Origin of the sequence: Nocardia otitidiscaviarum NBRC 14405 (genome assembly GCF_000308635.1) — a bacterium.
GTDB classification, from domain to species: domain Bacteria; phylum Actinomycetota; class Actinomycetes; order Mycobacteriales; family Mycobacteriaceae; genus Nocardia; species Nocardia otitidiscaviarum.
In genome coordinates this window covers 40,441-53,771 of the sequence record NZ_BAGD01000019.1, presented here as the reverse complement: position 1 = coordinate 53,771, position 13,331 = coordinate 40,441, and the positions used below count along the sequence as shown (strand labels likewise).

Here is a 13,331-nt window from a genome sequence, read left to right as displayed (position 1 = left end):
TACCGCCGCGACCGCTCCGTCACGACTCGACGGACGGCCTATGCTCGGCTGCATGGCGTTCTCGGCGATGGTGGCACGCGAATCCGACGGCACCGTGGTTCTGGCCCGCGAGGAGGTCGGCGACGACTTCCTCGGCGCGGGCACGGTCACGATCAAGGTGCACTTCTCCAGTGCGAATTACAAGGACGGTCTGGCCATTACGCCGCGCGGCGGGGTGGTGCGCGAATACCCGATCATTCCGGGTATCGACCTGACCGGTGAGGTGGTGTCGTCCGAGGACCCGGCCTTCGCGCCCGGCGATCCGGTGCTGGCCCACGGCTACGAGATCGGTGTTTCACGCAATGGTGGATTCGCCGAGTACGCCCGCGTTCCGGCGGAGTGGGTGGTGCCGCTGGAGGGCCTCACACCCCGCGAGGCCGCCGCACTCGGCACCGCCGGCTTCACCGCCGCCCTGAGCGTGCAGGCCCTGCTGGACCGCGGACTCACCCCCGAGTCCGGGCCGGTGCTGGTCACCGGCGCGACCGGCGGGGTCGGCAGTGTCGCGGTGGACATCCTGGCCGGTCTCGGTTTCGAGGTGGTGGCCTCCACCGGCAAGACCGACGCCGGTGAGCTGCTCGGCACCCTCGGCGCCGCGTCGGTGATCGGCCGCCTGCCCGAGGATCCCGATGCCAAGATCCGGCCGCTGGGCAAGTCGCGGTGGGCCGGTGTGGTCGACAGCGTGGGCGGCCGCTCGCTCGCCCACATTCTCTCCACCGTGAACTACGGCGGCTCCGTGGCGGTGTCCGGACTGACCGGCGGTCCGGACCTGCCCACCACGGTGCTGCCCTTCATCCTGCGCGGTGTGTCCCTGCTGGGGGTGGACTCGGTGAACCTGCCCATCGAACCCCGGCGGGAACTCTGGGCGCGTCTGGCGAAAGACCTGAAACCGCGCCATCTTTCGCTGTTGGAGAACTACGCGCCGGTCACCGACGCCCCGCGGGTGCTGCGCTCGATCCTGGACGGCACCCACTCCGGGCGCACCGTCCTCGGGGTGGCCGGAGAGTTCTGAGCACGGCGCTCGCAACGGTCTGCGGTCGCTCGCGTCGAGTGCCGCCGGAGGTTCAGCCGCGGCGGCCCACGTGCACGGTGGCGGCGCTGAGCAGGAAGATGTCGTCGCGGCGACCGACATAGGTGTCGGCCGCCGGGTCGAGCAGCGCCCGCAGCGCGTCCCGATCCGTTTCGGACAGCTCCTCGTCCATGCGCTCGCTCATCATGCTCAGCCACTCCACCACGGCCTCGCGCACCGCCGGGGCGGCGGGCGCGGGATGGTCGGTGAGCACGCTGAACGAGGTCACCTCCGCCATACCGGCTTTCGCCAGCGCGACGCCCCACCCGTACGGCATGCGCACCGATCCGGGCATATCCGCGCGCATCCGCGCGAACCAGATATCGCGAGCGGCATTGAGGCGGTCCTGCAGGCCGGGCTCACCCAGACCCAGATCCCAGGGCAGATAGCGGGTGGCCAATCCGCCCTCGGCCAGCGCCAGGTAGCCGCCGTCGCGCACCAGCCGGGCGAGTCGGTGCACACCGGCCTGCTCGTCGGGGAGATGGTGGACCGCACGGGCCGCCCAAACCAGGTCGGCCACGGGTACGCGGTCCAGCAGTTCATCGGCGGCCGCGTCGGCGTGCACCTTGTCCACGTGCACCGATTCCGCCGCGACGCCTCCGCCCAGTGCGGTGTGCACGGCCTCCTCGGCGGCGGTCAGCAGCTCCGGGACGGCGTCCACCAGCACGACGCGCCCGCCGCCGCGGGCCGCGAGGGCGGTCGCGAAGGCCGCCGCCTGGCCGCCCGCGCCGGAGCCGATATCGACAATGGTGGCCCCGGCGGGCAGGCCGCCGACCAGGCGCGCCGCGATACCGGCACTGGCCTCGGCCGCCACCGCGTCCTCCCGCCGCAGGTGCCCGATGCGGGTCGACCAGTCGATGCCGTCGTGGGTCAGGTGGTCGTGGCCACCGCGTCCGTGGTCGTGGCCGCCGTGCGTGTGTTCGTGGGTATGTCCGTGTGTCTGTGCGCCCATGGCTACGACGCTAATCGCCTCCGCCGGTATGGCAATTTTCTTTGCTGTTTCGGCAACACGCGACTACCGTGCCGACGGCGCGACCGTGCCGCGCACCTCATCGGGTTGCAGATGCGCAAGTAGCAGCTTGATCAGCAGCACCGGTGTGAGCCAGAGCAGCACGGCCGGAATGTCGAGGGGTATCAGCAGCGCGAGCGTCACCCACGCGAAACCGAGCGGTCGGCGCGACTCGGCGGGTGCGGCCAGTACGGCCAGTGCGCCGCCCAGCGCCAGCAGATACACGAATGCCGCGCTGTACCAGGCGAAGTCGGGCACGACCAGGGCGAGCAGGAACGGCTGCACATGGATGGCCACGAACCCGAGGTGGTGTCGCGCGGTGCGACCGGGCCGGTGGAAATGCCGCTTGGCCGAGGCCGTGGCATTGACCACCGATCCGCCGAACAGGTCGAAGGCGATAACGGCGATGACTGCGACGGCCAGCGCGGACAGCTCCGCGTGCACCGCGAGTGCGGCGGCCCCGGCGGCGCCGAGCGTGGCCGCGCCGTAGCCGAGGACGCGCTCGGCGCGGGTGGCGTCGGGTGCGATGAGGTAGTCGGAGATGGAGCGGGAGGTCATGGGCGTTCTCGCAATCCGTCGAGCACGATATCCAGCATCGGCTGGGCCAGCTTTCCGATGGGCACGTCGGGATCGACGAGCCACTGCAACAGCACCCCCTCGATGACGCCGACGATCACCGTCGCATGCGCCTCCCCCAGGTCCGGCCGAATCTCGGCGAGCAGTCCGGCGATGACGCGCCGCTGCTCGCGGTACACGTCCTTCATGTAGTCGGTGGCCCACAGGTCGAAGAGGATGCGGGCATGGTCGGGTGCGCCCGCCAAGACCTCGAAGACGCCACGCACCAACTCGGCGAGCCGGTCCAGCGCCGGGGCGTCGCCGTCGACGGCGCGCTGGACGGAGGCCAGCGCCTCGGCGCTGTATTGCTCGAAGGCTGCCTCGAGTAGCGCGTCGCGACTGTCGAAGTACAGGTAGACGCTGCCCTTGGCGATGCCCGCCGCGGCGGCGACATCGTCGATTCGGGAGGCGGCGAACCCTTTTCGTGCGAAGACCCGCACGGCGGCGTCGAGTATCTCCTGTCGCCGCGCGGTCTTGTCGACCCGTTTGGGAGACATGGTCACTCCTATTATGACTGACTGTTCAGTCATAATAGATGCCGAGAAGGACGCCCGCAACCGCCGAACAGCACGGGCGCGGTGCCGAAAGGCACCGCGCCCGGAGGAGAAGTGGCGTCGCGCAGGCGAATTCAGGCCGCCGCCGGTTGGCTGTCGTCCGCGAACTGGGTCCGGTACAGCTCCGCGTACCGCCCCTGCTCCGCCAGCAACCGAGTGTGCGTGCCGCGCTCCACGATCCGCCCGTGCTCGAGCACCACGATCTGATCGGCATTGCGGATCGTCGACAGTCGGTGCGCGATGACCAGGGCCGTCCGCCCGTCGAGCGCCTCGGCCAGTGCCGCCTGCACCGCCGCCTCCGAGGTCGAGTCCAGCGAGGCGGTGGCCTCGTCCAGGATCACCACGCGCGGCTGCCGCAGCAGCAGCCGGGCAATGGTCAGCCGCTGCCGTTCACCGCCCGATAGCCGGTAGCCGCGCTCGCCGACCACGGTGTCCAGGCCGTCGGGCAGCGATGCGATCAGCTCGCTCAGGCGCGCCCGGCGCAGCGCGTCCCACAGCTCCTCGTCGTCGGCCTCGGGCCGGGCCAGCAGCAGATTGTTGCGAATGGTGTCGTGGAACAGGTGCCCGTCCTGGGTGACCAGTCCGACGGTGGCCTGGATGGAGCTGCCCTTCAGCTCCCGCACATCCACCCCGCCCAGCCGCACCGCTCCGGAGTCCACGTCGTAGAGCCGCGAAACCAGTTGCGCGATGGTGGATTTCCCGGCCCCCGAGGAGCCGACCAGCGCCACCATCTGTCCCGGCTCGGCGCGCAGCGACACCTCGTGCAGCACCTGTTCCCCGCCGCGGGTGTCCAGCGTCGCCACCTCCTCCAGCGAGGCCAACGACACCTTGTCCGCCGACGGATAGCCGAAGTCCACCGCGTCCAGTTCCACCGACACCGGTCCGTCCGGCACCGCCCGCGCATCGGGCGCGTCCTCGATGAGCGGCTTCAGATCCAGCACCTCGAAGACCCGCTCGAAGCTCACCAGCGCCGACATGATGTCCACCCGGGCGCTGGCCAGCGCCGTGAGCGGCGAGTACAGCCGGGTCAACAGCAGCGAAAGCGACACCACCGCACCGGCTTCCAGCTGTCCGCGCAGGGCGTAGAACCCGCCCAGGCCGTACACCAGCGCGATGGCCAGCGCCGACACCAGAGTCAGCGCGGTGATGAACACGGTTTGCAACATGGCCGTGCGCACGCCGATATCGCGCACTCGACCCGCCCGCAGCGCGAACTCCGAGGACTCCTGCGTCGGTCGCCCGAACAGCTTCACCAGGGTCGCACCGGGGGCGGAGAACCGCTCGGTCATCTGCGTGCTCATGGCGGCATTGAGTCCGGCCGCCTCCCGCTGGATTCCGGCCAGCCTGCGCCCCATGGCCCGCGCGGGCAGCACGAACACCGGCAGCAGCACCAGTGCGAGCAGCGTGATCTGCCAGGACAGCCGCAGCATGACGGCCAGCGTGAGCAGGAGCGTCACCAGATTGGTGACCACTCCGGACAGCGTGGAACTGAAGGCCCGCTGGGCGCCGATGACATCGTTGTTGAGGCGGCTCACCAGCGCGCCGGTGCGGGTGCGGGTGAAGAAGGCCACCGGCATGCGCTGCACATGGTCGAACACCGCGGTGCGCAGGTCGAAGATCAGCCCCTCGCCGATGCGCGCCGACAGCCACCGGATGACCAGTCCCAGTGCGGCATCCAGCACGGCCACCACGCCGATGACGATCGCCAGCGTCACCACCACACGCGGAGCGGATCCCTGCACGATGCCGTCCACGACCCGTCCGGCGAGAACCGGACCGGCCACCGCCAGCAGCGCCGAGATCACGCTGAAGCCGAGGAAGGCCAGCAGCCTGCGGTGATGCCGCTCGGCGAAGGCCAGAATCCGCCGTGCCGTCGCCAGTCGCAGCGGACGCTGCTCGTTGGGCGCGTGCACCTGCCGGTACAGCTGATCCCACGCCACGGATTCGATACTCATGCTCGCTCTCCTCACCGCTTCGGGTCTATGGAACCCGAGGGCACCGACAGTAAGACCTCAACAAAGGTTGAGAGCAAGCCCATCCGCCGGGCGACACGCCTTCGCTCTGGGCGAAACGCCGTGCCCGGCCCGCTGCGGTCTCCCCCGCGCTCCTGACCGCCAGTAGCATTTTCGGTGTGACCGAGAAGCTCAGCATCACCATGCCCGATCGGGTGGCCGCTGCGGCTCGGGCCGCCGCCGCGGCCGCCGGGAAACCCCTCTCCACCTGGATCGCCGAAACCATCGACCGCGTCACCTACGCCGATGCCCGGCGCAATGACGTGGCGCTGATGGAACAGCACAAACTGCTGGGCGGCGATTGGGCGCAGCAACAGGCCGCCGCCTTCCAGGCGGCCCGCGGAGTGCGTGGGTGATCGCCCAGCGGGGCCACATCATCCTCACCCAGGCGGCCACGGTCATGCCGGGCGGCACCATGTTCCTGGTCGTCTCCGGCGACAACTACAACAACGATCAGCCCGGCCTGCGGCTGGTGGTCCAGGTGGTCGGGCCGCAACTGCGCCCCGCCGCCGGGGCCTACCTCTACGACCTCGGCACCGTGGGCACCGCCGTCCTGGTCGCGCCGACCACCCTGCCCAGCGACTGGCTCACCGGCGAACCCATCGCGGTCATCGACCAGGACACCATGGACGACATCGCCACCCGCATCGCGCGGCTGTACCTGTGAAGACATGTCCGATCGCCCGGCACGACGGACGATCCGGCTGTGCCCAGCGCGGCGTCCGCCGCCGGATGTCCGGAGATCGGGATGTGCCGTCGGATGGTCGGCCACGAAGCCCGGATGGCCGTAGCGTTCGTATCCCCGGTCACGTGCCGACCGGACTCCCCACCGATATCTCGTGCGGCTCCCCGCCGGTGGACACCTTCGCTGCGGCCGGACGCCTAGGCTGACAGCGTGACCGATTCGCTGGAGCGGGCGCTGCGGGGCCGGATCGCGGGCGAGGTGGACGCCTCGCCGCGGCGGCGTGCCGAGTATTCCTCCGACGCCTCGAACTACCGGGTGCCGCCCCGAGCGGTCGTTTTCCCGCGCACCGTCGCGGATGTGGAATCCACCCTGGCCTTCGCACTGGTGGAGGGTTTGCCGGTGACCGCGCGCGGGGGCGGAACCTCGGTGGCGGGCAATGCGATCGGGCCCGGGATCGTGCTGGATTTCAGCAGGCATATGCACGCGATCCTGGAGGTGGACGCCGAACGCGCACTGGCCCGGGTGCAGCCGGGGGTGGTGCTGTCCACCCTGCAGCGCGCGGCGGCCGCGCACGGCCTGCGCTTCGGACCGGACCCGTCCACGCAGAACCGCTGCACGCTGGGCGGCATGATCGGCAACAATGCCTGCGGCCCGCGCGCCGTGGCCTGGGGGCGCACCTCGGATACGGTGCGAGAGCTTCGCATTCTCGACGGTACCGGCGTCGAGCGCACCCTCGCCGACGATCCGGCCGCGGTACCGGGGCTGCCCGAATTCACTCGCGCGAACCTGGCCCTCATCCGCACCGAACTGGGACGCTTCGATCGGCAGGCATCGGGCTATTCGCTGGAACACCTGCTCCCGGAACGCGGTTCGTCGATCGCCAAGGCTTTCGTCGGCACCGAGGGCACCTGTGGCCTGCTCCTGGAGGCGACCGTCGGTCTCGTGCCCATCCCGGCCGCCACCGTGCTGGTCGTGCTCGGCTATCCCGATATGCCCACCGCCGCGGACGATATCGCCGCCGTCATGGCGGATGCGCCCATCGCGGTGGAGGGTCTGGACGCTCGCCTGGTCGACACGGTGCGAGCGCATCGCGGCACGGTGCCGGAGCTCCCGCGCGGCGGCGGCTGGCTGTTCGTGGAGTTCGGCGGCGACAGCCCCGATCAGGTGCGGGCAACAGCCGAACGGCTGTGCCGCACCGCCCATGCGCTCGATTCCCGAATCGTCACCGATATCGCTGTGGCCCAGGCACTCTGGCGGATTCGCGCCGACGGTGCCGGGCTGGCCGGTCGCACCCCCGACGGCACTCCGGCCTGGCCCGGTTGGGAGGACGCCGCCGTCCCGCCCGAGCGTCTGGGCGCGTATCTGCGCGAATTCCAGGCCCTCACCCGCGATCACGGCCTGGACGGCCTACTCTACGGTCACTTCGGCGACGGCTGTATCCATGTGCGCCTGGATCTGCCGATCGCCGATGCACCGCAACGCTTCCGGTCCTTCCTGGAGGATGCCGCCGATCAGGTGGTGAAGTTCGGCGGTTCACTGTCGGGCGAGCACGGGGACGGTCGTGCCCGCTCGGAACTGTTGGCGCGCATGTACTCCCCCGCCGCCTTGGCCGCCTTCGCCGGATTCAAGGCGCTGTTCGATCCGGATGATGTGCTCAACCCCGGGGTGCTGGTCGATCCGCGCCCGATCGACACCGATCTTCGACTGGCCGGGTTGCGGCCGGTGTCCGCCGCCGGCGGCTTCGCCTATCCCGGTGACGGCGAGATCGGCACCGCGGTGCACCGCTGCGTGGGCGTCGGCAAATGCCGTGCCGATACCCGCGCAACCGGCGGCTTCATGTGCCCCTCCTATCTGGCCACCGCCGACGAGAAGGACAGCACCCGCGGCCGTGCCCGCGTACTCCAGGAGGTGGCGCGCGGCGCGCTCGACTGGCGCTCGGACGCGGTGGCGGAATCCCTCGATCTCTGCCTGTCCTGCAAGGCGTGTCATGCGGACTGCCCGGCCGGTGTGGATATCGCGACCTACAAGTCCGAGGCCCTGCACCGCCGCTATCGGGGGCGACGCCGCCCGCTCGACCACTACTCGCTCGGGCGGCTGCCGGGGTGGCTGGCGGCTGCCTCGCGTCTGGCCCGGCCGGTCAACGCCCTCGCGAAGATCGGCCCGCTGCGCCGAATCGGCTTGCGCGCGGCCGGAATGGATCCACGTCGACCGGTGCCCGCACTGGCGCACAAGAGTTTCCGTCGCGGTTGGACCGGCAGCACGGCCGTCGGCCCGGAGGTGATGCTGTGGGTGGACACCTTCACCGACGGCTTCGACCCCGATATCGCCTCGGCCGCAGTGGACCTCATCGAATCACTGGGCTACCGGGTGCGGATTCCCGAGCGCCGGGTGTGCTGCGGCCTGACCTGGATCAGCACCGGACAGCTGGACGGCGCGCGCACTCGGCTGCGCGCCACCGTGGACGCCCTCGCCGACCATGTGCGCGCCGGTGGCCTGGTGATCGGGCTGGAACCGTCCTGCACCGCCGCCCTGCGCGACGACCTGCCCCGCCTGCTGCCCGGCGACGAGCGCTCGGCCCGGGTGGCGGCGGCGGTGCGGACCCTGGCCGAATTCCTGCTGGAGCAGCCGCGGTGGCGGCCACCCGATCGCGCCGCCACCACGGTGGTGGTGCAGCCGCACTGCCACCAGCACGCGATCATGGGCTTCGCCGCCGACCGCGAGGTCCTCGCCCGCACCGGCGCGACGGTGGTCCCGATCGCCGGTTGCTGCGGCCTCGCCGGCAACTTCGGCATGCAGCGCGGCCACTACGACCTCTCGGTCGCGATCGCCGAGAACAACCTGCTGCCCGCCCTGCGCGCGGCGGGCCCCGACGCCGTCTTCCTGGCCGACGGCTTCTCCTGCCGCACCCAGGCCCACCAACTGGCCGGACGCCCGGCCCAACACCTCGCCCAATTCCTGCGGGACACCTGAGCCGCACCGTTCCACCGTGAGTTATCGCGGCTCCTGGGGCGCGGCCACGGTGTTGCTTCGGCTCGGTGATCAGATCGGTTGGCCTGCTCGTTCAGGGTGGCCATGTCCTACTTGTAGGGGGTGTGCTCGCTGTCGTGGTTGCGGACAGCGACGACCAGCTCGACACGCGAAGGTGCGGGGATAGAGTGGGCGACGCGGCGGCGCGTCTAGGATTCGGCGGAGGAGGAACCCGGACAGGAGCCGTATGACCCCTTTGGAGATCACCTCGCTCGGGCACTCGACGATCAGGCTGGAAACGAACGACGCGGCAATCGTTCTCGATCCCGGAACTCTCGCCCCAGCCATCGCGTTCGAGCGGGTCGCCGCGTTCCTGATCACGCACGACCATGACGATCACGTCGACGTCGAGCGCGTTGTCGCGGCGCTGGCGGCGAACCCGGCGAGTCGAGCCTGGGCACCCGAAGCGGCCGCACAACGACTGAGTCGAGCCGGCGCCCCCGCCGATCAGATCGCGATCGTATCCGACGAAACCCCCTTCGCGGCAGCAGAATTGACGATCCAGCCGATTGTCGGCGACCATGCGACGATTCACCACACACTGCCGGATTCCCCGAATGTCGCCTATCTGATCGATCACCGGATCCTCCATCCCGGCGACGCCTTCCCGCACCTCGTGAACAGCCCGGAGATCGACGTCCTCTTCCTGCCCATCAGCGGACCCTGGATGCGAATCGCCGACGCCATCGATTACGCCGCCGCCTTACAGCCGCGAGTCGTCATCCCGATCCACGACGGTGACCTCAACGAAGGCGGCCGTGCGCTGACCGACCGACTCGGCCCGCTCTTGGCAGGAGGCGGCCGTTACGAGCGCCTCCGGACCGACGAATCCGCCATGCTCTGAACATCGAACGTGCCTGTCTCGGGCACGACACTCGGCCGCGAGCCGACCCGCGCGAGAAACGGGACTGGCGGATTACCGGTGGATCCGACCTCGGTGGTTGCCGGTTTCCGGTCGGGGTGATCCGGCCGGGCCGCTGCTATCGCGGTTCGCCGCGATCGGTCTGGCCAGCATGGTGCTCTACGAGCGGCACATGCCGGTCTCCTCCGCATGCCGTGCCGTGGCCCGCAGCGGGTGTGTGCTGCCAGGTATACGCGTGGTGTCGGCGCAGCGGCGGTGGCGCGGCTCACCCGGTGGCGGGATACCGGTCCGTACCGTCCGCGCGATAGCGCAGAATGGCGCGGTGACCTCAGCGACGACGGAGACCGCGCGAACGCGGACCGTGCGTTCCGATCGTCCGATCGATCTGGCCGATACCGTCCTCCCGCTGCGGCGCGGTCCCGGTGACCCCTGCTACCGCATCACCCGCGACGGCGCGCACTGGCATGCCTCGCGGCTGCCCAGCGGGCCGGTGACGTATCGGCTGCGCCAGGCCGACCGGCACGGGGTCGACGCCGGTGCCTGGGGGCCGGGTGCGGAGGAGTTCCTGGAACGGCTGCCCGGGATGCTGTGCCTGGACGAGGACCTGAGCGGTTTCGCCCCGGCGCACCCCAAGATCGCCGAGGCGCTGCGGCGCAACCCCGGCCTGCGCATGCTGCGCACCGGCCGGGTGTTCGAGGCGCTGGTCCCGGCGGTGCTGGAGCAGAAGGTGCATACGGTCACCGCGCATCAGTCCTGGCGGAAGCTGGTGTGGCGCTACGGGACTCCCGCTCCGGGACCTGCCCCGGACGGTCTGCGCCTGATGCCGGACGCCGAGACCTGGCGTCATATCCCGTCCTGGGTCTACCACCGCGCCAACGTCGGACCACAGCGCTCGAAAACCATTGTGCTGGCGGCTCGAATGGCCGCGAAGCTGGAGCGGGCGGCGGACCTGGACCACGCGGCCGCCGCGCGACTGCTGTGCACCGTGCCGGGCATCGGCGTCTGGACCGCCGCCGAAATCGCCCAGCGCGCCTTCGGCGACGCGGACGCCCTGTCCGTGGGTGACTTCCACCTGGCCGCGACCGTGGGCTGGACCCTGCTCGGCCGCCCGATCGACGACGACGCCATGGTCGAGTACATGGAACCGCTGCGCCCCCACCGCTATCGCGCGGTGCGCCTCCTGGAGTTGGCGGGTTTCGCCCACAAGCCCAAATTCGGCCCCCGCACCCCGTACACCGACCACAGCCGCATCTGACTTCAAGGAGCACGTCTCGAACCGACGGCGCAGGCCGCCGCGCATGCCAGACCGCCCGCGCCACCGCCGACATCACGGCGAAGCGGTGGTGTCGCGACCGCGCTGTCGGTGCGGCGCTGAAAGTCGGGCCCGAGGCGGCCGTTCGGCGGTGTGACGGCCGCCCCGGACCCGACGCCGACCTTCGCGCGGGTGTGACCGGGGGTGATCAACGCCCGTCGCGATGTCGGAATCTCACCGGATCTACCGGCGGTGCCGGGCGCCTTCCCCAGACGTGCCCGGTCCGGCCTGCCACGTCCCGCGGGCGGGTCCGGGTGGCTGCCGGGTCGGTGCGGCGAGCAGGGCCCGCCGAATATCGACCAGCAACCACACCAGCCGGTGGGTGGCGCGGTCGAGCAGATCCGGTCCGCGCGCGGCGGTGCGGCTACGGCAGGGCGCGCTCATCGAGAACACACCGCCCCTCGTCGACGAGGGTGGCGCGGGCCCGCCGCCGCACCCGACAGGTGTCCACCGTGCAGTCCAGGTGCATCTGCATGGCCGCGTGCGCCTGGTCGACGGTCATGATGCCGGGGTCGGTCCGGCACCGCATGAGTCCGGCGACATGCATGTTCAAGGAGGTCAGCTGCATTACGCCACTCCCGCCGCGCACACCGTGCGGTGTGGCGTCGGAGGGTGACAATCCCAGGTTGTCCACCCGTTTGCCAGACGGGCGGTGTGGATACGACTGCGGATACGACGGGGGGTGACGCGTTCAGCCATAACTCCTCGTTCCTGCGTGTGAATCCTGTCCCTGCGTGCGAGTTGTGGAGCGTGCCCGGAGGTTTCAGTCAAGGTAGGGGCCGAGGTGCTGTCCGCCCCGGGCACATTCTCAGCACACCATGAGCAGACATTCGGCGTAGTGATTTCACAGATTCCCACGGAAAAACGCGCGAATTCCCAGCAGCGAATCCGCTCGGGAGAGCAGGATTGTCCATAGTGGACGAAGCCCCCCTGCCATGCTGTCGATGAACACCGATCTGCGTACCGGGCGGGAGCCGGTGTGCTGCAAGACTTTCAGCGTTTTGGTGACCGCCCGCGCGTGAATACTCGAGAACGGAGCGCGCTGTGTCAGTTGGTCCCGCGAATTCCCCGAGCACCGCCTCGACGCTGCCGCGCCGTCAGCTCGGCCGCTATCTGCGGGATTGGCGCACCCAGGCAGGATTGACCATCGCGGAGGCCGCCAAACTCATGGAGTGGGGCGCCAGCACCCTGCAGCGCCTCGAGAAGGGTAATGCCGATCGCATTCGCACCATCGATATCCAGGAGCTGTGCCGTATCTACGGCATCCCCGACGAGATCGCCGAGGGGCTCAAGGGTTTGGCCCAGCAGGCCGCGGTGAAAAGCTGGTGGCATTCCTACGGCGACCTCATCCCGGAGAATTTCGACGTCTACGTGGGTTTGGAGGCATCCGCGCAGCAGCTTTCCTGCTACCAGTCCGAACTGGTACCCGGACTGCTGCAAACCGCCGACTACGCGCGCGCCCTCAACCGGCTCGGATACCCGGACGACTCCGAGGCGGAGCTGGAGCGGCGCGTGCAGTTGCGGATGCAGCGCCAGGCCCTGATCACCCGCCGTCACCATCCGGCCAGCGTCGCAATGGTGTTGCACGAATCGGTATTGCACCGGTTGGTGGGAAGTGCCAAGGTGATGGCGGCGCAGGTGCGGCACCTGGCGGAGCTGAGCACCCGTGACAATGTCGCGCTGCGCATCCTGCCCTTCAGCGCCGGTGTCCCGCTGGGACTTTCCACCGGCCCGTTCGTGATTCTCGAGTTCGGAACCGACGGCAGAGGGCAGCCGGTGGAGCCGCCGGTGGTCTATGTCGAGGGCTTCACCGGGGATCTGTATCTGGAACGACAAGGCGACGTGCAGCGCTACAGCAGGGCACTGGATTGTCTGGAGCGCTGCGCGTCGGACATCCAAACCAGTAGGAACCTGCTGCGGCAGGTGGCGAAGGAGTTTTCGGCATGACTATGGATCTGGCCGGGGCGCACTGGTTCAAGAGCAGTCGCAGCGGCGCGGGCAAGGAATGCGTGGAGGTGGCGTTCCTGCCGGACGACCGGGTCGGCGTCCGCGACAGTAAGAATCCGGACGGCCCCGCCCTGATCTTCGCGGGCGGCGACTGGTCGAGCTTCACCACGGAGATCACCGAGGGCGCGTTCGACGCCTGACGA

General features: G+C 69.8%; 14 protein-coding genes. 8 read left to right on the top strand and 6 right to left on the bottom strand.

From position 1 onward, the window contains the following. Window positions 1-52 precede the first annotated feature (52 nt). The gene (locus ON31_RS00305; protein WP_039808348.1) at window positions 53-1,048 is read left to right on the top strand and encodes an oxidoreductase; all 996 of its coding nucleotides are present in this window, start codon (window positions 53-55) and stop codon (window positions 1,046-1,048) included. A 52-nt stretch (window positions 1,049-1,100) separates the two neighbouring features. Here ON31_RS00305 and ON31_RS00300 read toward each other — a convergent pair whose 3' ends face one another. From ON31_RS00300 to ON31_RS00285, 4 genes are all read right to left on the bottom strand, one after another. Further along, a complete protein-coding gene (locus ON31_RS00300; RefSeq protein WP_081592118.1) occupies window positions 1,101-2,057 on the bottom strand; it encodes a class I SAM-dependent methyltransferase in 957 nt (318 codons plus the stop codon). Window positions 2,058-2,120: 63 nt separating this feature from the next. Then, window positions 2,121-2,672, bottom strand: coding sequence for a hypothetical protein (locus ON31_RS00295; protein ID WP_039807999.1), 552 nt, complete (start codon window positions 2,670-2,672; stop codon window positions 2,121-2,123). Continuing rightward, complete coding sequence (locus ON31_RS00290; RefSeq protein ID WP_039808342.1) at window positions 2,669-3,226, bottom strand: TetR/AcrR family transcriptional regulator; 558 nt, start codon at window positions 3,224-3,226, stop codon at window positions 2,669-2,671. The genes ON31_RS00295 and ON31_RS00290 overlap by 4 nt, the downstream gene beginning before the upstream one ends. Before the next feature lie 131 nt (window positions 3,227-3,357). Continuing rightward, on the bottom strand, window positions 3,358-5,238 hold the full coding sequence (locus ON31_RS00285; protein WP_039807998.1) for an ABC transporter ATP-binding protein: 1,881 nt from the start codon (window positions 5,236-5,238) through the stop codon (window positions 3,358-3,360). A 176-nt stretch (window positions 5,239-5,414) separates the two neighbouring features. Here ON31_RS00285 and ON31_RS00280 point away from each other — a divergent pair, with 176 nt between their 5' ends. The 5 genes from ON31_RS00280 to ON31_RS00260 all read left to right on the top strand — a co-directional run bounded on the left by ON31_RS00280 (window position 5,415) and on the right by ON31_RS00260 (window position 11,124). After that, on the top strand, window positions 5,415-5,651 hold the full coding sequence (locus ON31_RS00280) for a hypothetical protein (protein ID WP_029932404.1): 237 nt from the start codon (window positions 5,415-5,417) through the stop codon (window positions 5,649-5,651). Next, window positions 5,648-5,962 (top strand): hypothetical protein, encoded by a 315-nt coding sequence (locus ON31_RS00275; RefSeq protein WP_039807994.1) that lies wholly within the window; start codon window positions 5,648-5,650, stop codon window positions 5,960-5,962. Before ON31_RS00280 ends, ON31_RS00275 begins: the two co-directional genes overlap by 4 nt. 228 nt (window positions 5,963-6,190) lie before the next feature. Continuing rightward, on the top strand, window positions 6,191-8,950 hold the full coding sequence (locus ON31_RS00270) for an FAD-binding and (Fe-S)-binding domain-containing protein (protein ID WP_039807991.1): 2,760 nt from the start codon (window positions 6,191-6,193) through the stop codon (window positions 8,948-8,950). A 244-nt stretch (window positions 8,951-9,194) separates the two neighbouring features. Continuing rightward, a complete protein-coding gene (locus ON31_RS00265; protein ID WP_039807989.1) occupies window positions 9,195-9,851 on the top strand; it encodes an MBL fold metallo-hydrolase in 657 nt (218 codons plus the stop codon). Window positions 9,852-10,191: 340 nt separating this feature from the next. After that, window positions 10,192-11,124, top strand: a complete 933-nt coding sequence (locus ON31_RS00260; RefSeq protein WP_039808339.1) for a DNA-3-methyladenine glycosylase family protein — start codon at window positions 10,192-10,194, stop codon at window positions 11,122-11,124. A gap of 240 nt (window positions 11,125-11,364) precedes the next feature. On the opposite strand, the gene ON31_RS00255 is transcribed toward ON31_RS00260, so the two are convergent. After that, window positions 11,365-11,565 (bottom strand): hypothetical protein, encoded by a 201-nt coding sequence (locus tag ON31_RS00255; protein WP_039807986.1) that lies wholly within the window; start codon window positions 11,563-11,565, stop codon window positions 11,365-11,367. Continuing rightward, a complete protein-coding gene (locus ON31_RS00250) occupies window positions 11,546-11,749 on the bottom strand; it encodes a hypothetical protein (protein WP_029932399.1) in 204 nt (67 codons plus the stop codon). Before ON31_RS00250 ends, ON31_RS00255 begins: the two co-directional genes overlap by 20 nt. A 476-nt stretch (window positions 11,750-12,225) precedes the next feature. Here ON31_RS00250 and ON31_RS00245 point away from each other — a divergent pair, with 476 nt between their 5' ends. Together ON31_RS00245 and ON31_RS00240 are read left to right on the top strand one after the other, a co-directional pair. Then, window positions 12,226-13,128 (top strand): helix-turn-helix domain-containing protein, encoded by a 903-nt coding sequence (locus ON31_RS00245; RefSeq protein WP_039807983.1) that lies wholly within the window; start codon window positions 12,226-12,228, stop codon window positions 13,126-13,128. Then, window positions 13,125-13,328, top strand: coding sequence for a DUF397 domain-containing protein (locus tag ON31_RS00240; RefSeq protein ID WP_039807980.1), 204 nt, complete (start codon window positions 13,125-13,127; stop codon window positions 13,326-13,328). Before ON31_RS00245 ends, ON31_RS00240 begins: the two co-directional genes overlap by 4 nt. Window positions 13,329-13,331: the final 3 nt, after the last annotated feature.